An 18,794-nucleotide genomic window follows, 5' to 3' on the forward strand; every position below is an offset into this window, starting at 1 on the left:
ATGACACCTGTTAACAGACCGAATAAGCAGCAGAATCACCCTCTGGATGACTTGATCCGAAAAGATCGCATTCCTCATATCTGGTGTCCGGGATGCGGAATAGGAACCATATTCGCATCATGTCTGACTGCTATTAAGGAGTGCGCTGCAACAGGGAAAAACGAATTCAATTTAGACAAATTTATAATGGTTTCGGGAATAGGGTGTTCAGGCCGTGCAGCCGGTTATGTGAAGCTCGACTCTTTTCATACAACCCATGGAAGAGCCATTCCTTTTGCCACTGGTTTAAAGCTTGCCAACAGAAATTTGAATGTAATTGTTTTCAGCGGAGACGGGGATCTTTTTTCAATAGGCGGAAACCATTTTATTCATGCAGCCAGAAGGAATATAGATATTACGGTAATCTGTGTGAATAATCTGAATTATGGAATGACCGGTGGCCAGGTTGCGCCAACAACGCCGCACAATGCCAAAACGGCCACAACACCTGCCGGTAATTCGGAAAATCCATTCAGCCTGCCCCTCCTGGCGTATGCATCCGGGGCCACATATGTTGCCAGGTGGACAATGCTTCATACCAGGGACCTGACAGTCTCTATAAATGAGGCGCTTTCAAAAAAAGGTTTTTCATTTATAGAAGTTCTCTCCCCCTGTCCGATAAATTACGGGCGCAGGAATAAGGAAAAACCTCTTGAAACACTTAAAATCTATCAGGAAAAATCGATTATCAAGAATGGAGCAGACCCCTCCGAGATTGATATAGATATGGAAAAGGGGATTATCCTCGGTAAATTTGTAGATATTGATAAACCTACGCATAGTGAAAAATATGACAAACTCTATAGAAACGAATAAAAAAAGAAAAGAGATTATTATAACCGGGTTCGGGGGCCAGGGTATCATTCTGATAGGCCGTATCATGGGCAAAACGGCAGCTATCGGCGATCATATGGAGAGCACAATGGTTCAGTCATATGGTCCTGAATCCCGCGGCGGCGCATGCAGCGCCCAGGTCATTATTTCTGATAAAAACATTCATTTTCCTTATATTAAATCACCCGATATACTGGCCTGCATGTCCCAGTCAGGTTATGACAAATATAAAGCGAGTATAAAAACAGGAAATACCATTCTTGTTGACCAGGATCTGGTTCGCTATAATAAAAAAGCGGAAGTCGATTGCTTCTCCATACCAGCCACTCGTATGGCCGAAGAACTCGGCAAAACAATGATGGCAAATATCATAATGCTAGGTTTTGTCACTGCCGTAACAAAGGTAATATCGATGGATGCGGCAAAAAGTACCGTGGCGGAGTCAGTGCCCAAAGGGACTGGGGAATTAAATATCAAGGCCTTTGATGCTGGTTGTTATTATGGTCTGGCGGCACTTAAGGGTGGGGAAAAGAAAGTAACCGGCCTAACTGGAGCCGGGTTATGAAGACCCAAAAAGACAGATTGCGCCGTGTTATAGTTATAGGCGCCACTCCGTCAGGAGTAGCAGCGGCCAACAAACTTGAAGAGTTGGGCATACCGGTTACACTTATAGATTCGGATTTCGACATAGACCAAAAACTCGCTATTGAAGAATGGAAACTTAAATCCGGAATCCCGCTGAATCATGCCTTAAGGCCCGGACTTATAAGAATCTTGAGAAACCCCGCCATCAGGGTCTTTCTTCCTGCCGAAGTCATTTCAATCAAGCACAGCGCCCAGGGATTTCGTGGACGAATTAAACGCAGCCAGACTTTTATTGACCCGGACAAATGTACTCTTTGCGGACGTTGCGTAGAAGTATGCCCTGTATCCCTTCCCTGCGGTGAAAAAGCAGTTAAACTAAACAGTCGTCGCAGCATTCCCGGCAGAGCTGTTATCGATAAAAGAATGCAGCCTTTATGCCAGGCAAACTGCCCCCTGGGAGTCAACGCGCAGGGGTATATAAATCTTGCAAGGACAGGCAAGTTCGCCGAAGCTTTGGCCCTGATCAGGAAAAATAATATTTTACCCGGAATTTGCGGGCGTATTTGCACCCATCCATGTGAAGATGCCTGCCGCCGCAATGAACTGGATGAACCACTGGCGATAAGGGATATAAAAAGGTTTCTTGCCGATTACGAATTATCTCATTCCGGAGACATAAATAATAATATTGATCCAAAAATATCAAATATCGGGAAAAGACCTGAAAAAATTGCAATCATCGGCTCAGGTCCCTCGGGACTCGCAGCAGCAGCGGAGCTTGCCAAATCAGGATATAACGTCACTCTTTTTGAAAAAGAGAACCAGGCCGGCGGGCTGCTTCGTTACGGCATCGGTTCCCACCGGCTCCCAAGAAAGATTCTCGATACCGAACTTAAATATATAGAAAACCTGGGGGTGAATTTTGTCACTTCAAGTAATATTGACCTCAAAATAGATATTGACCGTTTGGCAAAAGAATTCAATGCGGTAATCCTTGCTACAGGGGTATGGTCGGATCGCATGCTTGGAGTGCCGGGCGAAGAGCTTGAAGGTGTTGAGGGGTGCATCTCTTTTCTTAGAAAATTTCATAATAGCGAAATTAACGGTCTGCCAAAAAAAATAGCAGTAATCGGAGACGGAAATGCAGCTTTCGATCTTGCGCGCACTGTTGCAAGAACAGGCTCTGATGTAACGATCCTTTCATGGTTTTCCCATGCATCGATCCCCGCAGATAAAGAAGAGATAAAGGCTGCCAAAGAAGAGGGGATTTCGATAATAGACCAGGCAAAGACCGTGGAATTTATCGGAACGGGCGAAAAACTTGAATCAATCAGCTGCAAACCCACAATGCCTGGGGAACCGGACGTCACAGGGATATGCTGGCCGGAAATTATCCCGGGCAGCAAATCTTTTGAACTTGAGTTTGATATGGCCCTGGTCGCTATCGGTCAGAAAAGTCCTTTTGCCGTAGGAGCTGGCTCCAGTGCCCGCCCTAAATGCGATATTAATGAGCATGGGTATATTTTAACTGATCAATCCATGCATACAAGTTTTACAGGGGTTTATGCAGCCGGTGATGCTGTTTCCGGGCCATCCTCGGTTGTCGAGGCCATGGCGGCAGGCAGAAAGACGGCCATGTCGGTTCATCTTGATTTAAGCAAAACTTCAGGGTTGAATATTGAACCGGAAAATCGTCCCTCGCGACCTGCCAGCAGGGATTTTCCTCAAATCCCACAGGATATACCCTCCCTTGCCCGGCCCACAATACCTGAGCGGCAGCCGGCAATTCGTATAAAAGATTTTGATGAGGTAGCCCTGGGCTTGAAAAAAACCCAGATAATCATTGAGGCCGAGCGGTGCCTGCAATGCGGAGTATGTTCGGAATGTATGCAATGCGTGGAAGTCTGCAATGTAGGAGCCATAAATCACTCTGCCGCATCTGAAGAAATAAACATAAATGGAGGGGTAGTAATTATAGCTGATCCTTCCATGGCTCCTAATATAAAAGGTGAAGATATAATCCGGGCATATGGACCCGCTGCTGCAAGGCCGGATGTTAATGCAATGCTTATACGTGGTTATGCGTCCGCAGCAAGGGCTATGCACCTGCTTGGCGGAACCTCGCAGCGGCTTAAAGGACATGGAATATCATTTTCTCCACCTGAACCAGAGCTCTCATCCGATATTCGTATCGGGATATTCGCATGCAGATGCAACGATTCTTTTGGCTGGCTTGACAGTATGAGCAAATATCTAACAAACTTGCAGTCACGTAAAGATGTCGTTCATACTGAAGTTATGCCGGCCGCCTGTTTGGAGGAAGGATATACCGGAATAATAAGGAAAGTGCGCGAAAAAGGGATTACACGCATAGTCCTGGCATCATGCGTATGCTGTCCCTTAAATTTTATCTGCAGTTCATGCACAGATCAGAGGAGCAGGCTAAAAAACGCCCTCTTTCAAGGCACCGGTATCAGCCGTTCAATGGTGGAGACATGCAACCTTAGGGGCGAAGTCCTCCGCCTTATACGCGCAAATGTGTTTAATGCTTTAAACAGTTTTATGTGGCTTATCGACCGTTCCCTGAAAATGGCAAGAATGTTAAAGCCTCTTCCGGTACTTGCAAGAAACTATAATTTTACCACAGGGGTTATAGGTAATTCAGAGGCTGCAATTTGCAGCGCTTTGACTCTTGCCAGATCAGGTTTTGATGTTTTTTTGTTAGGGAGCCCTGAACAGCCTTTTTACGAAAAACCGGATCATCCAAATATTTACTGTTTTGAGAATTCGTCAGTTAAAGGCTTTACCGGCACTCTCGGTGATTTTCAAATTTTTATCGAATCAGGAGAAACAAAGCAGACCTTGCAGGTTGGAACCGTTATTATTGGTGAAAAATCAATAAAAAGGATACCATATCTTCATCAAGCAGGTCTTCCAAGCCGCATGGTTGCATATTCTATCCAGAAAGCAGGTAAACCCGACAGACCATTCTTGTATCCTGGAACCACTTCTGTTCGTGGCCTTTTTCTGGCAAATTCGCCCGGTATAAATGCCTCCAATTTAATTAAGGGAGCTGCCGCAGCAGCGCATGCGGCTGCCATAATGCCCAGCAGACCGCGTCAAAGCCGTGGCTTTACCGTATTTGTGAATGAAAATCTATGCCGCGGATGCGGCCGCTGCATTGCAAGCTGTCCATATCACGCGGTTACATTACACGAGAACTCTATCGGAGGATGGTCGGCTGCAGTTGACCAGGCAATCTGCATGGGGTGCGGCAACTGTATTTCGGTATGCCCTACAGGAGCAGCAGATAGTCCGCATCGAAATCAAACTTTTCTGGAGCATACCCTTGAAGAAATATTAATACAAGGGAAGCTACTTTTCACTCTTGATAACCCCGAGAAACCAAAATGAATGAATACAAAATAATACTTTTCCTCTGCAACTGGGGGCCTCACACTGCGCTACAATCTCTTCAGGATACTTATGATGAAAAAAAAAATATTCCTGTAGAGATTAAAATAGTCAGGATTCCATGCACAGGCAGGATAAGTAAAGCCCTGCTTTTAAAAGCGTTCGAGATGGGAGCGGATGGGGTGGCGCTTGTGGGTTGCAAATCCGGCACTTGCCGTTATGGAAGAGGAACAGTTACAGCAGAAGATAATACCAGAGATACCCGTGATATCCTGGAACTGCTCGGACTGGGAAAGGATAGAATGCAGCAGGCCACCTTTCTGCCTGACGAAGGGGATGCTTTTTTAAAATTTATAAACAATTTTTGTGATCAAATTAGATCACTCTGCACGAGCCCTGTTATTCCTGATAAAAAAATTGAACTTGAGCATGTAGAGAAAAAATCTATTGAGGAAATAATTTCCACGTATGACATATATGCCTGCCAGGACTGCGGCAAATGTACATCCGCCTGTCCACTGGCATTAATCGGAAAGCCTTTTTCACCGCGCACCATAGCAGGTTCGATACTTAAGGGCGATCTTGAATCCGATGCCATAATTAATGATGTCTGGTCATGTCTTACTTGCGGTATCTGTTATGACCGATGTCCTTCAAACGTGAATTTTCCCGAATTTATCAGGGATGTCAGGCATCTTTTAAAACAAAACGGCAAAAATGGTCATGAAAACCATGGTGGATTTTTTCATTCCCTGATGCGGACGATGACATCCTCCAAGCTCGAGACAAAGCGCTGGCATGATATTCCTGAAGATATAAAAATTGATCATGATAGCAAAACACTTTTTTTTGGAGGGTGCGCTCCATTTTTTGACATCTTTTTCAGAAAATTTCTTGGCGTCAATACCAACAAAATTTTGATTGACAGCCTCAGGCTTCTTAACTTTTTCGACATACAGCCGGCCATTTTTAATGATGAACGCTGCTGCGGGCATGATCTGCTATGGTCAGGAGATCGGGATAATTTCTTAAAGCTTGCCCAACTAAACGCAAACTCCATTAACAGCCTCAATATTGAGGAAATTATTACATCATGCCCCGAATGTTACCGAACCCTGTCACACGATTATCCCGGATATGGAATAAAGTTGAACTGCAAGATTACATATATCCATGAATTTCTTGAGAATAGAATAAGCAAGGAAGCGGTGAAATTTAAAAAATCGAATAAACGATTAACATATCAGGATGCATGCCGCCTTAACTGGATCGATGATCAGAGGGATCTACCCAGGAAACTCATAAAACGTCTTAAGCTTGCCGGTTTTCAGGAACTGCAGAATCATGGAAATACTGCAATCTGTTGCGGCAATTGCGCCTGGATCGGCTGTGATTCATACAGCAAGGCGCTCCAGGTAAAACGTCTGCGTCAGGCTAGTGATACGGGAAGCAATGTCATGTTAACCTCCTGTCCCAAATGCCAGATACATCTCAGTTGTGCCATGGAGGATCCATTCATAGGGGATAAGCTTAAAATCAAGTTGGTTGATTTAATCAGCGCGATTGCCGGAACTATCTACAGGGAGTAAAAGTATGGAACCAATTAAAGCTATTACCAAGGCAACCGGTTATGAGACGGAAACACGCGTGGGCGTATATGTTTGCAAGTGCGGACTTAACATTGCTCAAACAGTAAACTGTCCCGAAGTTGCAAATTTTGCATCCGGTCTTGATGATGTTGTCCTGGCAAAGGACATATCATACGCCTGTTCGGAACCTGGTCAAAAAGAGATCAAGGAAGATATTGAGGAAAACAGGCTCAATAAAATTGTTATAGCATCATGCTCCCCGCGCCTGCACGAATCTACGTTCCGGCAGATGATGCAGTCGGCCGGCCTTAATCCATACTTGATGGAGATGGCTAATCTGCGTGAACAATGCAGTTGGGTGCATATTGAGCAGCCGGCAGAAGCGACACAAAAAGCGATCGACCTTGTAAAGATGGCTGTTGCACGAGTGCGCATTCTCTCTCCTCTTTTTGAAGAGACCCTTCCTCTTACCAAACGAACCTTGGTGATAGGCGGTGGCATTGCAGGCATTCAGGCTGCGCTTGATCTTGCGGATAACGGATATGAAGTTGTCATGGTGGAGAGGAGTCCTTCGGTGGGCGGGATTATGGCCCAGATTGACAAGACCTTCCCGACCATGGACTGTTCCATCTGAATTCTCGGTCCCAAAATGACGGATGTCGGTCGGCATCCCAAAATCAAACTCCACACTATGAGTGAAGTTGTTGACGTTAAAGGCTATGTTGGCAATTTTAAAGTAAAAATATTAAAAAAAGCCCGCTATGTTAATGAAAATGAATGCACTGCCTGCGGTGAGTGCGCCAAAGTCTGCCCGGTGGTGCGTCCTGATGAATTCAACATGGGGCTTTCATCACGCCGGGCCATATATTCGCCTTTTCCCCAGGCCGTGCCTTCCTCTTTTCTGATTAATATTAATGAATGCCTGGGCCACAATCCCGTGGTATGCGCAAAATGCCTGGATGTCTGCGACAAAGGCTGTATAAATTTTCACATGTCCGACTCTGAGTTTGTGGAGGATATCGGCTCCATAGTTGTCGCCACCGGCATGGATGTTTATGACCCCACCGAACTTGATGAATACGGATATACAAGATTCGAAAATGTAGTAACCAGCCTCGAACTTGAACGTCTTGTCAATGCCGGAGGACCTTCACAAGGTGAGCTTATTCGTCCTGCAGACAGAAAAAAACCGAAATCGATAGGTTTTATTCAGTGTGTAGGTTCCCGTTCATCCAGAAAAGGGAGTGAATACTGTTCCAATATATGCTGCATGAATACCATCAAAAGCACCCTTTTACTCAAAGAGCATTACCATGATATTGAAATTAAGGTTTTTTACATAGACATCCGCGCCTTTGGAAAAGGGTTTGAAAATCTCTATCTTCGAAGCCGCCGCCTGGGAGTACAATATCTCAGGGGCTTGCCGGGCACGGTCGAGGAGCAGGCCGACGGGAGCCTCAAAGTCGCGGTGGAGAATACATCAACCGGGAAGCTGGAATTCCATAATCTCGACATGCTGGTTCTGGCGCTTGGTTTAAAACCGTCAAAAAGCACCCGGAAGCTCCAGGAGATGCTCGGGCTTCAGCTTACTCCGGATGGTTTTTTCCTGGAAGCTCATCCCAAGCTTCAGCCGGTTGATGCCGCAACCAGGGGCGTCTTTTTTGCCGGATGCGCCGAAGCTCCCAAGGATATAAAAGAGAGCGTAACACAGGCTTCGGCAGCCGCAGCGCGTGCAATCAGGTTGATGCACAAGGGTGAAATAACCTCCGAGCCGATAACTTCCGAAGTCATTGAGGAACACTGCAAATCCTGCGGAAAATGCGCTGAGGTCTGCCCATACAACGCCATTACAGTTGATGTCAAGAAGAAGACCCCGGCGGTTGTGAATACAGCATCATGCGCCGGATGCGGGACATGCGCGGCGGAATGCCCCTTCGGCGCCATTACCATGAGCCATTTCACGGATGACCAGATCACCGCCCAGATTGATGCCCTGCTGGATGAAATGCCCAAAGAAAAAATACTGACTTTTGCATGCAACTGGTGTTCCTATGCCGGCGCCGATTATGCCGGTGTTTCGCGTCTTCAGTATCCTCCCAATGTTCGTATTGTAAGGACCATGTGTTCCGGGCGCGTTGATGAAAATTTCATTTGGCATGCTTTTAAAAAAGGAGCGCCGGTTGTCCTGATCAGCGGCTGTCATATTGGAGATTGCCACTATATTGACGCCAATCACTGGACCGAAAAAAGAATCCGAAAAGTCCACAAAAAAATGGAAAAATTAGGGATCCGAAAAGAACGTCTCCAGCTTGAGTGGATCAGCGCAGCCGAGGGCATCAGATTTGCCGAGGTAATGAATAGAATGGAAAAACTCAGGGAGAGTGTTTCATACCAGGAGATTGCAGAAACTATCAAAAAGTTAAAAAAAAAAAGCGCATAATCTCTTAAAAAAATATCAATTTATTTATTTCCGTGTTATCTACAGGTTTTTTTATGAATAGCATGACTGGTTTGGAAATGCAGCATGGTCGCCTTTTTGTGGGCAGGCTGCCTTGCAAAAAAGATCTGATTACCTCAGTTGAAAATTTTTGCAAAGAATCTTCAATAGATATGGCGATTTTTTCAATAATCGGCGCTGTTTCTTCAGTTACCACAGGATCTTACGACCAAAAACAGCAGGTTTATGTTTCACATTTTGAAAAAGCACCTCTTGAGATTTTAACTTGCACAGGCAATATTTCTTTAAAAGAAGGCAACCCTGTTGCGCATGCCCATATTGTTTTATGCGATGAAGAGGGAAAAACAACAGGCGGACATCTTTTTTCCGATACTATTGTTTTTGCTGCAGAAATTGAATTACAGGAATTAATCGGAAATACCCTGGAAAGGGTTTATGACAAGAATACAGGGCTTATGCTCTGGAAACTATAGGCTGTTAATATTAATAAACTCCGAGGTATTAAAATGCAATTGACCATTACAAAAGCAAAAAAATTAAAAGAACACCCGAACGATGACAGTCTATCATTTGGAACAATCTTTACTGATCATATGTTCAATATGGATTATAATCCTGAACAAGGATGGCATAATCCACGCATTGAACCTTACAGTTCAATTAATTTTGATCCTTCCACCATGGTACTCCATTATGGTCAGGCCATTTTTGAAGGGCTCAAGGCATTTAGTACGGAATCGGGCAGCATTCAGATGTTCAGGCCAAAAGAAAATATCAGTAGATTTAACAAATCTGCACATCTTTTATGCATACCTGAACTTGATGAGGCTTTTCATTTTGATATTCTAAAGCAATTTATAAATATCGAGCGAGACTGGGTGCCTAAAGCTCCCGGTACCGCACTCTATATTCGCCCTACAATCATTGCAACCGATGCCTACCTTGGGGTACGCGCTTCTCACACATATCGTTTTTTCATTATTCTTTCACCTGTCGGCGCTTATTATGCGGAAGGATTTAATCCTGTTAAGATCTGGGTGACAAAAAGCCATGTCCGCGCGGTACCTGGTGGCATGGGTGAAGCCAAGACTCCCGGCAACTATGCGGCCAGTTTGTATGCGGGGGAGGAAGCTACTAAAAACGGTTATACCCAGGTACTTTGGCTTGATGGAGTTGAGCGTAAATATGTGGAAGAAGTAGGCTCCATGAACATTTTCTTTGTTATTGATGACGAAGTAATAACGCCAATGCTTAACGGAAGCATACTGCCCGGTATTACAAGGGATTCTGTCATAGCGCTTGCAAAGAACTGGAATCTGAAAATTTCTGAAAAAAAGATCAGCATAGATGAGGTTCTTAAGGCAAATGATTCAGGTAAGCTCCAGGAAATTTTCGGAACCGGAACAGCTGCTGTTATTTCACCTGTCGGAGAGCTTAAATACGGTGACAGGGTTATAAAAATAGACGATGGAAAGGTTGGTCCGATGGCATTGAAGTTTTTTAATGCAATAACAGATATTCAGTATGGCAGGGTTGAAGACAGCATGGGATGGATCGAAAAGGTGTAGCCGGAATTTTTCATAAAAAATTTATTTTGTGAGAAATTATCAGGTCTAAAATGTTACAGGAAATCACCTTTTATCTTGACAAAAAGGTTAGTTATTAGTTAAATTTTTTCTTATATAGATTTCAAGGTAATGAATTTCAGGTTTAAGGCACGTAGCTCAGGGGGAGAGCGCTACCCTGACACGGTAGAAGTCGTTGGTTCAAATCCAATCGTGCCTACCAATAAGGATCGCAAATTAAATAACTTGAACAATATTATTTGTCTTTTGGCCCATCTGCTGTGTTGCATTAAAGGCCGAATACTTCGAGTATTCAACCTTTAATGCGCCTTGCAGATGAACCAAAATCCTTCATAATCTTTGTCCAATTTATTCAATCTCCGATCCTAAAAATAAGGTGTTACGTTATTATAGCGTAACACCTTTTTCTTTGCTCAAAGTTTCAGGAATGGAGCAGGAGGTATTCACTTAACTCACTTGTGGTCTTCGAAGCTGGGGCAGTCATGTTTTTCAACCACATGGGGCTTAATATCAAGTATAGGCGTACCGTCAAACATATCAAGTCCTTTGACATAAATTGTATTGCCTTCCTTGTGGATTACCTTCAGCACAGACATACCTATTGGATTAGGTCTTCTCGGGGAGCATATACTGAATACACCCATACGATTTTTCCTGTGAGAGGGAGTTTGCGTAAAATAATCCGGTGTAAATTCCGAACTCCTATGAAAATGAAAAATAACAACTATCTTCTGTCCAGCTTTTATGTCCTTAAGCCCTTCTGTATACTCATCTTTTATAACCAGTGACCCTTCAACATCAGAAACGGACCAGTGGCGTGGAATATTTGCGGCACTGGTCCGTACAAAACCGATGTATTTCATCTTTACACTTGTCATGATCAACTCACCATTTCATTTTCGCTATCAGTTTGAACCTGTAACACATGTAACCTCGGCATTTAAAACACCGCCGGATTCAACCACAAGGTCCTTACACTCTACCTTGCCGGTACACTTTCCGGTGGAAAGGACTACCAGCTCCCTGCTTGCCTTAATGTTGCCTTCAAAGACCCCGCCTATGGTCATACTGGCCACATTGGTCTCCGCATAAATGGCACCGTCTTCCGAAACAACTACTGCATCCCCGTCAAGGGTTCCCTTAATAGTGCCTTTGACTATCAACCTTCCGGTAGTCGACAATGTCCCGTCTACTGTCAGACCTTTATCGACAATAGAAATATTTTTTGTTTTATCCGCCATTTTTATTTTCCTGTATAAAATTTAAATAAATATCTCCAAGAATAATATTATCACGTTCTATTATAATTCTCTCAAAAATGCGCATGCCCCTGTTGCCGTCAGATGGCAAATCGTCCAAGACAAAAGGCTCGTTTCTCTTAATCAACTTTTTCCAGGCTCTTTGCGATAAATCATGTAAACATTCAGTTCATGATCAGTGCCTTAGAAAAAACAGCATGCCGTCTTGTTTGCGCATCAACCCGAAAGCCCGACTGTAATATAAAAATTACCAAAAAAATCATTCCGATTAAATGTAATCCAGGGCTTCTTTTCCGCTATATTCTTTCCTTCAATATCATTCCCCCATATACGGTTTTGTATCAACCGGTTTTTGGCCGACTCCATCAGATTTCGTTACCTGCTCAGACTCCTCTACATCAATGTTTTTAACTATCCCAGCCTGAATAGTCCCGTCTGCGGGGAGTACCTTTTGTGCGCGCCCTTTCTTATCAACTTTTGCTTTGGACGGATTTAATTTAATCGAAAAAGGAAAAACCTTCTCAATCAAAAGGTCGCCGTTTGAATCATAAACAAAAACAATAGCCTCATTAAAACTCTCAATATTTTCCCCAGGAACTTTCAGGCTGAACTTAATTATATTATATCTGGAAATCAAAAAAAAACGCCCTTTTTTAAACTGGGCCGGCTTCCCGGAAAGAATTGCAACCTGTGGAGATATAAGCCATTTATTTTTATCTATTTCATTGTTTTTTAACAAAACAAAAGTATGTCCTGAGGCAGCTCTGAATTTTGAGCTCTTATTGATCAGCTTGAATTGTGTTCTAATTATCCTGTTATCATCAGAAATGGAGTACGCAAAATTATCGATAGCCATCTTAAAGGTCACCTTTTTATCAGCAGCAACGGCTGACTTTACGTCAGGCTTCTTTTTTATTTTCTTTACTGATTGTTTATTTTTATGCTGTAAAAGAGTTTCTGTTTTCAGTTTGGATGTCAAAGCTTTGTTTTCTTTCTCCGCCACAACAAGACGCACCATAAACAGATCCTTCTCTTCCTTTAATGACAAAACCTGATTTTGGGCGGATTGAAAAGCAGACTTGAGACTCTCCGCCTCATTTTCAGCATTTTTATAAATAAAAAAAATAAAAACAACAGCAGTGACTGCAATAATCAAAGCGATTAGTAGAGCGCTTATTATCCAGATAAAATTCCTGACGGATATAATCTCTCCGTGATCTCCGACCAGGAGCAGTGTCCATTTTTTATTTTTTTTTATAGTTTTAGTTGAATTGGCCACTGTTAAATTTTTATTCGAATTTTCCTGTGGATTATTCATAATAGCCCTTAATAAATCATTTTTTCTTGCAAAAAACAAACAATCTATGTAACCATCAATAGAGTAAAATACAATAGCAAAATAGATGACGGTAGAACTTATATAGAACTATAGATTGTCAGATAAATAATGTTTCCGCATATTCTCATTGCTGCAGCAGTACATAATGAACTTACAAATCTAATAGATTTAGTCGAGAAGCCTGTTTCATCATTAATTGGAGACAGAAAAGTTATCTCAGGCTATATATCTGATCAGCCTGTAAGGATCATCATTACAGGCCCGGCCCTGTTTAATAATGTCCAGTCATTAACCGCAGCAATAGAAAATTCAAGGCCCTCAATGATAATCCAGACAGGATCGGCGGGCGCATTTAAAGTGGCAGGACTTAATATAGGGGACATCGGCATTGCAACAAAAGAGATAGATATTCACCTGGGCATCGAACTGGAACCCGGAAGTTCATTTATAAATGAACTTCCATTTTCTCTGATGATTCATGAAGGTCATAATATTAAAAACAGGTATTACCTGGATCAGGACCTTGCCAAACTGGCATATAACTGCTTGAAAAAATTTTTGGAAGATAAAAACATCGGTCTGAAGCAAGCCCCCTTTATTACTGTTTCAACAATAACAGCAACAGACCGGAAGGCAGAGGCACTCTATCGGGAGTTCAAGCCCTGTATGGAAAATATGGAAGGTTCCGGCACTGCTCTGCTTGCTATCCATTATGGAATTCCATGCATTGAGATTCGCGCTGCATCCAATTTTACAGGAAAAAGGAATATAGAGGCATGGGACATTCCCCTTGCTTCGGCAAGAGTATCTTTGGCAGTTTGTAAATTTATTCAAAGCATCAAAAAATGACATATAAAAAAAGCTTAAGACTCGGTTATTCCACCTGCCCCAATGATACCTTTATATTTTATGCTCTGGCGCACAACTTGATCGACTGTGAAGGTTTTGAATTTAAAATCGAATTACAGGATGTGGAGACATTAAATCAGCAGGCCAACACATGCATGATAGATATATCAAAACTTTCGTTTGCCGCTATGGGCCACCTCCACGATAAATACGGGCTTCTTCACACCGGAGCCGCACTTGGCAGAGGCTGCGGTCCTCTTATTGTAGCGCGCCCTGGGGCAAAGTTGCTTCAACTCGAATCAAACAGGATTGCGGTTCCCGGCCTGTGGACAACGGCCTGTATGCTGCTCGGCCTGTTTATATCCGGAAAACCGGATGCCGTTCCATTACCATTTGACAAGATTATGCCCGCTATTCAAAAAGGGGATTTTGATTTCGGTGTAATCATTCATGAAGGGCGATTTACCTTTAAACAATATGGCCTTGTCAAACTTCTCGATCTTGGAGAATGGTGGGAATCCGAAACATCTCTTCCGATTCCCCTTGGAGGAATTGCAATACGCAGGGATTTGGGTAAAAAAACTGCCAAAATAGTAAATACAGCTATAAATGCAAGTGTTAAATATGCATTTAATAACAGGAGTAAAACAGACCAATATATAAAAAATCATGCCCAGGAGATGGAGCAGTCGGTTATTCATCAGCATATTGATCTTTATGTAAACGATTTTACCCTTGATCTTGGAAATGAAGGCGCTGAAGCAGTAGAAAAGCTTTTTTCCATAGCCAGGAATAGAGGGGTAATCCCAAAAAGCGATTTACCTGTTTTTGCATTTTAAAAAATAAACAAAGGAGAGATAATAGATGTTGGCTGAAATTCTTGCAACAGGCGATGAAATACGATCCGGTGCATTGATAGACAGTAATTCAGCACATATTGCACAAAAACTTGAAGAAGCAGGGATTGAGGTTATCAGGCATATATGTGTAGGAGATGATATGGATATTATGGTCTCCACCTTGAAAGAAATCAGCAATCGAGCCGATTTTGCCTTGGTAACAGGAGGACTCGGCCCGACAGTCGACGATATCACCGCTGAAGCAGCCGCAAAAGCTGCAGGAGTTGATCTTGTTCTCGATAATAAAGCATTAGAGAATATCGAATTTTTTTTTAAAAACCGCAAACGTCTTATGACTAGTTCCAACAAAAAACAGGCTATGATGCCTGAAAATTCCGAGGTTATATATAATCATGCGGGAACTGCTCCAGGTTTTCATTTCAAAATAAACAGATGCTCTTTCTTTTTTATACCAGGCGTTCCATTTGAAATGAAAAAAATGCTTTCAGAGACTGTTATTCCTGCCATTCGCAATCTATGCGGGAAAAAACAGGAATTCTGCATGGTCAAAACCATATCGACTTTTGGCATAACCGAATCCGCTGCAGGTGAAAAACTTGCAAGTATAAAATCAGTATTCCCGGATTTAAAAATCGGCTTTCGCGCAAAATTTCCTGAAATACAGGTAAAAATTTATCTTTACGGTAAAGATGAAAAGATAATGAACCGACGCATGGATGAATCCTGTAAATGGATACTCGAAAAAATAGGGCACAAAACTTTTTCGGTAAAAAACAAATCAATGGAGGCTGAGGTGGCGGTGCTTCTGTTAAAACAAAAATCTACAATAGCCGTTGCTGAAAGCTGCACCGGAGGCCTTATATCTCACCTTCTTACAAATATACCCGGCAGTTCCGAATATTTTCTCTTTTCAGGCATATCCTATTCAAACGAATCCAAAATAAAAGTGCTTGGCGTTTCTCCTGATACTTTGGAGAGAAACGGAGCAGTAGATGAGAAAACAGCACAGGAGATGGCGGAAGGGGCACGAAGGCTTGCCGGAGCCGATTACGGACTCTCAACAAGCGGTATTGCAGGGCCGTCAGGAGGAACAGACGAAAAACCGGTGGGCACATTATGTATAGGTATAGCAACTCCTTCAGGCACTAAAGGGTTTAAATTCAATTCAGTTTTTGATAAAAGATCGATGAACAAAATAGTCTTTGCCATGAAAGCTTTAGATCTCTTAAGGCGGGAATTACTCTCTTGAGATATAGACCGTCAGATAATTAATTTCACAAGGATAGAGTGAGGAGATAATACTAATCGTATATCTCCGACCGATAACGCAGTGAAATTATTTATGTGACGGTCTATAGACTTTAAGATAATGATTTTGGGAAGGCCAGAGGGAGGAAGGCGTATTATAATACTCCGATGACCGATAATGCACCCAAAATCTTTATCTTAAAGTCTATATAAAATTCAGGGGTGGCGCTTAGCCAACCCCTGAAAATGAGATAAATTTATTCAGACGATTTTTCCAGTTCTGCAACACGGCTGTTGATATTATCAAGGATATTTTTCAGATAATCTGCTTCAGCCTTCAGGCTGTTGACCTCGCTGGTTTGATTAACCGGTAATCCGGATCCGTAAACAGGCATATTCCCTGCAAAACCACGTCTCATACCGATACCATTTCCATAACCACCCCTGAAACCACGTCCCATACCTCTGCCATAATAGCCTCCTACAAATCGGCCGCCATATCCCGGGGCTGCCGTATTGCAAACCCCCCTGCCGCCTCCCGTCATAGGCCCGGCTCCCTGGGGGCCGCTCCCGTCTAATCCTGGCATAATATACACCTCCTCTAAAAATTAAAAAATCCTAAACTATCTTCTTCTTCCGGAACCTCTTCCGCCGCCTCTTCGTTGACCGCCTAAGCCTGAACCTCTATTTGTACCGAATTGACCGGCCAGGCCTGTTCCTCTACCTGGCTGCGGCGCTGCACCACCGCCGCCCGGGTTACAGGGGCCCAGCCCCCTTCCTGTTTTTGACCCTCCTCCCTGGGGACCTGATCCATCTCTGTTAGGCATACTATCACCTCCTTTTTAGTAACATTGATTATGACCAATGTTTAGTTATGAGCATTTGACTATAAAATAGTAATTAGATTGGAAGGTGTCAAGTACTTTTTTGGGCATAAGACCAAAATTAATTTTGTTCTATTTAAAAAATCATAAAACTGCTTGACGAATTCAGGGTTCCAGTTTAAATATTATTATAAGCATATACTCATAACAAACCCTGGGATTACCATGACTTTAAAAGAAAAAGTTGAAGATAGATTGAAAAGCTTTAAAACTCCGGGCTCTGTCCATGATGTAATTGAAAAGAATGTTGTAAAAGAGATTCAGGTTGATGAAAAGGGGAAGGTAGCTTTTACGTTTCATCCGGTTTCTTCCGTCTGCCCCATGGCATTCAAACTGGCGGCAGACATCAAAAAAACTGTTGAACAAATTGAAGGCGTAACAGATGTAAATATTGATATAATCGATTACAATAGGGCTGATGAGCTTATGCGGCTTTTAAATAGTGCCTGAACGAAAACTGCTAATTTTCCCAATTTCTGCGTCAGGCGAAAATTTTAATCCTCAAAATCAGTAGTGTCCGGTTAGGTTTTTGCATGTTATATGGGATAAAAAAATTAGAAAAATGTTCATTTTTTACTTGACAAACCAAATAAAAATTTTTTATCGTTTTGTTATAAAATTATAATTATAACAAGGAGTTAAGACAAAAATGGACATATTCAATATCCCAAAAAAGAATTTTAATCCCCAATCTCATGCTCGATTTCTCAAACCTTTGCAAAAGATTTTTCCTGACACGCCACAGCTTAAATCCCGAGGTCACAGGCCATTGAAAATGACTTTTGAAGATCAGCTTCACGCACTGATATTTTTCCATCTACAAGAACATGAATCAGCTCGTGATCTTATTCAACACCTTAAAGAAGACGATTTTGCCAAAGAATGTGTCGCTCCAGATGGAGGGATCAGTCGTAGCAGTTTTTCCGAAATTATCAATTCTCGAGGGCTTGAACAGCTTGAATATGTTTTTCAAGCTCTTTGCAGCCAGGCACAAAATGCTTTACCATCAAATTATTCAGATCTCGGTGAACTCGTTTCCATTGATGGATCTTTAATTGATGCAGTTCTGTCCATGTACTGGGCTGATTACAGAAAAGGCGCTAAAAAAGCAAAAGGCCATTTCGGCTTTGATGTCAATCGCAAGATTCCTATAAAAATTCATCTGACAAATGGAAATGGCGCTGAACGCCCCTTTGTCAGGTCTATCCTTACAAAAGGCCAAACAGGAATCATGGATCGGGGGTATCAATCACATAAGGATTTTGATCTTCTTCAGGATGAAAAAAAACATTTTGTTTGCCGCATCAAAGCGAAAACAACAAGAACTATTATCAAAGAGCAGCCTGTTGATCCCGACAGCTATATTTTTTATGATGCTGTGGTTCTTCTTGGCACTCCTGGGGTAAACCAGACCAGAAAGCCGGTTCGACTGGTTGGTTATAAAATTGCCGGTGTCAAATATTTTGTGGCAACTGATCGTTATGACCTTACAGCCGAGCAGGTTGCAACCGTTTATAAGCTTAGATGGGATATCGAAACTTTTTTCAAATGGTGGAAGAAACATTTAAAAGTGTACCACTTGATTGCTCACAGTAGATATGGCCTGATGGTTCAAATCCTTGCGGGGTTAATAACCTACCTGCTTATGGCCATATACTGCCATGAACAGTTTAATGAACCTGTATCAATAAAGAGGATTCGTCAGCTTAGAAATACCATCCAGAACGAATTACGTACTGACGAAAAAAACGTATGGTCTAATAATCTGATTATCAAAGAGCAAATGCTATATGCCAAAACTTAACCGGACACTACTGCCTCAAAATACTTAATGTATTCCTGCGGTTAAA

The 18,794-nt window shown here is 42.5% G+C and carries 18 protein-coding genes and 1 tRNA gene; 13 read left to right on the forward strand and 6 right to left on the reverse strand.

Going from position 1 to position 18,794, the window contains the following annotated elements:
- From BuS5_RS12700 to BuS5_RS12735, 8 genes are all read left to right on the forward strand, one after another.
- Entirely contained in the window at positions 1-855 is an 855-nt protein-coding gene (locus BuS5_RS12700; protein WP_035265730.1) for a 2-oxoacid:ferredoxin oxidoreductase subunit beta, read from the forward strand.
- Positions 830-1,438, forward strand: coding sequence for a 2-oxoacid:acceptor oxidoreductase family protein (locus BuS5_RS12705; protein WP_027354381.1), 609 nt, complete (start codon positions 830-832; stop codon positions 1,436-1,438). Before BuS5_RS12700 ends, BuS5_RS12705 begins: the two co-directional genes overlap by 26 nt.
- Positions 1,435-4,872 (forward strand): FAD-dependent oxidoreductase, encoded by a 3,438-nt coding sequence (locus BuS5_RS12710; RefSeq protein WP_051374911.1) that lies wholly within the window; start codon positions 1,435-1,437, stop codon positions 4,870-4,872. The genes BuS5_RS12705 and BuS5_RS12710 overlap by 4 nt, the downstream gene beginning before the upstream one ends.
- The gene (locus BuS5_RS12715; RefSeq protein WP_027354382.1) at positions 4,869-6,461 is read left to right on the forward strand and encodes a hydrogenase iron-sulfur subunit; all 1,593 of its coding nucleotides are present in this window, start codon (positions 4,869-4,871) and stop codon (positions 6,459-6,461) included. Before BuS5_RS12710 ends, BuS5_RS12715 begins: the two co-directional genes overlap by 4 nt.
- 4 nt (positions 6,462-6,465) lie before the next feature.
- Positions 6,466-8,901 (forward strand): CoB-CoM heterodisulfide reductase HdrA2, encoded by a 2,436-nt coding sequence (hdrA2, locus tag BuS5_RS12720; protein WP_084446088.1) that lies wholly within the window; start codon positions 6,466-6,468, stop codon positions 8,899-8,901.
- 53 nt (positions 8,902-8,954) lie between these two features.
- Positions 8,955-9,392, forward strand: coding sequence for a PPC domain-containing DNA-binding protein (locus BuS5_RS12725; protein WP_084446091.1), 438 nt, complete (start codon positions 8,955-8,957; stop codon positions 9,390-9,392).
- A gap of 33 nt (positions 9,393-9,425) precedes the next feature.
- Complete coding sequence (locus tag BuS5_RS12730) at positions 9,426-10,487, forward strand: branched-chain amino acid aminotransferase (protein ID WP_027354384.1); 1,062 nt, start codon at positions 9,426-9,428, stop codon at positions 10,485-10,487.
- A gap of 145 nt (positions 10,488-10,632) precedes the next feature.
- Positions 10,633-10,707, forward strand: a tRNA-Val gene (locus BuS5_RS12735).
- 250 nt (positions 10,708-10,957) lie between these two features.
- Here BuS5_RS12735 and tsaA read toward each other — a convergent pair.
- The 4 genes from tsaA to BuS5_RS12755 form a co-directional block, all read right to left on the reverse strand.
- A complete protein-coding gene (gene tsaA / locus BuS5_RS12740) occupies positions 10,958-11,383 on the reverse strand; it encodes a tRNA (N6-threonylcarbamoyladenosine(37)-N6)-methyltransferase TrmO (protein ID WP_027354385.1) in 426 nt (141 codons plus the stop codon).
- Positions 11,384-11,410: 27 nt separating this feature from the next.
- Positions 11,411-11,746 carry a bactofilin family protein gene (locus tag BuS5_RS12745; protein WP_051374913.1) on the reverse strand — a complete coding sequence of 112 codons (336 nt, stop codon included), beginning with the start codon at positions 11,744-11,746 and terminating at the stop codon, positions 11,411-11,413.
- Positions 11,736-11,891: a hypothetical protein gene (locus tag BuS5_RS12750; protein WP_274427712.1), complete on the reverse strand. Its 156-nt coding sequence runs from the start codon at positions 11,889-11,891 to the stop codon at positions 11,736-11,738. Before BuS5_RS12750 ends, BuS5_RS12745 begins: the two co-directional genes overlap by 11 nt.
- Positions 11,892-12,080: 189 nt before the next feature.
- Positions 12,081-13,082, reverse strand: coding sequence for a hypothetical protein (locus BuS5_RS12755; RefSeq protein ID WP_157487426.1), 1,002 nt, complete (start codon positions 13,080-13,082; stop codon positions 12,081-12,083).
- Between the two features lie 129 nt (positions 13,083-13,211).
- On the opposite strand from BuS5_RS12755, the gene mqnB reads away from it, so the two are divergent.
- Genes mqnB through BuS5_RS12770 form a run of 3 tightly spaced genes read left to right on the forward strand, consistent with a single transcriptional unit; the run spans position 13,212 to position 16,061 of the window.
- Entirely contained in the window at positions 13,212-13,952 is a 741-nt protein-coding gene (gene mqnB, locus BuS5_RS12760) for a futalosine hydrolase (protein WP_027354387.1), read from the forward strand.
- On the forward strand, positions 13,949-14,791 hold the full coding sequence (locus tag BuS5_RS12765) for a menaquinone biosynthesis family protein (RefSeq protein WP_027354388.1): 843 nt from the start codon (positions 13,949-13,951) through the stop codon (positions 14,789-14,791). The genes mqnB and BuS5_RS12765 overlap by 4 nt, the downstream gene beginning before the upstream one ends.
- A 25-nt stretch (positions 14,792-14,816) precedes the next feature.
- Positions 14,817-16,061, forward strand: coding sequence for a competence/damage-inducible protein A (locus BuS5_RS12770; protein WP_027354389.1), 1,245 nt, complete (start codon positions 14,817-14,819; stop codon positions 16,059-16,061).
- 256 nt (positions 16,062-16,317) lie between these two features.
- Here BuS5_RS12770 and BuS5_RS12775 read toward each other — a convergent pair whose 3' ends face one another.
- Both BuS5_RS12775 and BuS5_RS12780 read right to left on the reverse strand, forming a co-directional pair.
- Positions 16,318-16,647, reverse strand: a complete 330-nt coding sequence (locus tag BuS5_RS12775; protein ID WP_051374916.1) for a DUF5320 domain-containing protein — start codon at positions 16,645-16,647, stop codon at positions 16,318-16,320.
- A 36-nt stretch (positions 16,648-16,683) separates the two neighbouring features.
- On the reverse strand, positions 16,684-16,887 hold the full coding sequence (locus tag BuS5_RS12780; RefSeq protein WP_027354390.1) for a DUF5320 domain-containing protein: 204 nt from the start codon (positions 16,885-16,887) through the stop codon (positions 16,684-16,686).
- A gap of 222 nt (positions 16,888-17,109) precedes the next feature.
- Between BuS5_RS12780 and BuS5_RS12785 the strand changes: the two genes are divergently transcribed.
- Both BuS5_RS12785 and BuS5_RS12790 read left to right on the forward strand, forming a co-directional pair.
- The gene (locus BuS5_RS12785; RefSeq protein ID WP_027354391.1) at positions 17,110-17,394 is read left to right on the forward strand and encodes an iron-sulfur cluster assembly protein; all 285 of its coding nucleotides are present in this window, start codon (positions 17,110-17,112) and stop codon (positions 17,392-17,394) included.
- 199 nt (positions 17,395-17,593) lie between these two features.
- Positions 17,594-18,748, forward strand: a complete 1,155-nt coding sequence (locus BuS5_RS12790; RefSeq protein WP_036019371.1) for an IS4 family transposase — start codon at positions 17,594-17,596, stop codon at positions 18,746-18,748.
- Positions 18,749-18,794 lie beyond the last annotated feature (46 nt).

This window comes from Desulfosarcina sp. BuS5 (genome assembly GCF_028752835.1).
Classification (GTDB): domain Bacteria; phylum Desulfobacterota; class Desulfobacteria; order Desulfobacterales; family BuS5; genus BuS5.

Coding starts and splice junctions, on each gene's coding strand:
- BuS5_RS12785 (WP_027354391.1), top strand. CDS start 17,110: ATGACTTTAAAAGAAAAAGTTGAAGATAGATTGAAAAGCTTTAAAACT.
- BuS5_RS12700 (WP_035265730.1), top strand. CDS start 1: ATGACACCTGTTAACAGACCGAATAAGCAGCAGAATCACCCTCTGGAT.
- BuS5_RS12705 (WP_027354381.1), top strand. CDS start 830: ATGACAAACTCTATAGAAACGAATAAAAAAAGAAAAGAGATTATTATA.
- BuS5_RS12715 (WP_027354382.1), top strand. CDS start 4,869: ATGAATGAATACAAAATAATACTTTTCCTCTGCAACTGGGGGCCTCAC.
- BuS5_RS12725 (WP_084446091.1), top strand. CDS start 8,955: ATGAATAGCATGACTGGTTTGGAAATGCAGCATGGTCGCCTTTTTGTG.
- BuS5_RS12765 (WP_027354388.1), top strand. CDS start 13,949: ATGACATATAAAAAAAGCTTAAGACTCGGTTATTCCACCTGCCCCAAT.
- BuS5_RS12755 (WP_157487426.1), bottom strand. CDS start 13,082: ATGAATAATCCACAGGAAAATTCGAATAAAAATTTAACAGTGGCCAAT.
- BuS5_RS12745 (WP_051374913.1), bottom strand. CDS start 11,746: ATGGCGGATAAAACAAAAAATATTTCTATTGTCGATAAAGGTCTGACA.
- BuS5_RS12770 (WP_027354389.1), top strand. CDS start 14,817: ATGTTGGCTGAAATTCTTGCAACAGGCGATGAAATACGATCCGGTGCA.
- BuS5_RS12730 (WP_027354384.1), top strand. CDS start 9,426: ATGCAATTGACCATTACAAAAGCAAAAAAATTAAAAGAACACCCGAAC.
- BuS5_RS12780 (WP_027354390.1), bottom strand. CDS start 16,887: ATGCCTAACAGAGATGGATCAGGTCCCCAGGGAGGAGGGTCAAAAACA.
- BuS5_RS12775 (WP_051374916.1), bottom strand. CDS start 16,647: ATGCCAGGATTAGACGGGAGCGGCCCCCAGGGAGCCGGGCCTATGACG.
- tsaA (WP_027354385.1), bottom strand. CDS start 11,383: ATGACAAGTGTAAAGATGAAATACATCGGTTTTGTACGGACCAGTGCC.
- BuS5_RS12790 (WP_036019371.1), top strand. CDS start 17,594: ATGGACATATTCAATATCCCAAAAAAGAATTTTAATCCCCAATCTCAT.
- BuS5_RS12710 (WP_051374911.1), top strand. CDS start 1,435: ATGAAGACCCAAAAAGACAGATTGCGCCGTGTTATAGTTATAGGCGCC.
- mqnB (WP_027354387.1), top strand. CDS start 13,212: ATGTTTCCGCATATTCTCATTGCTGCAGCAGTACATAATGAACTTACA.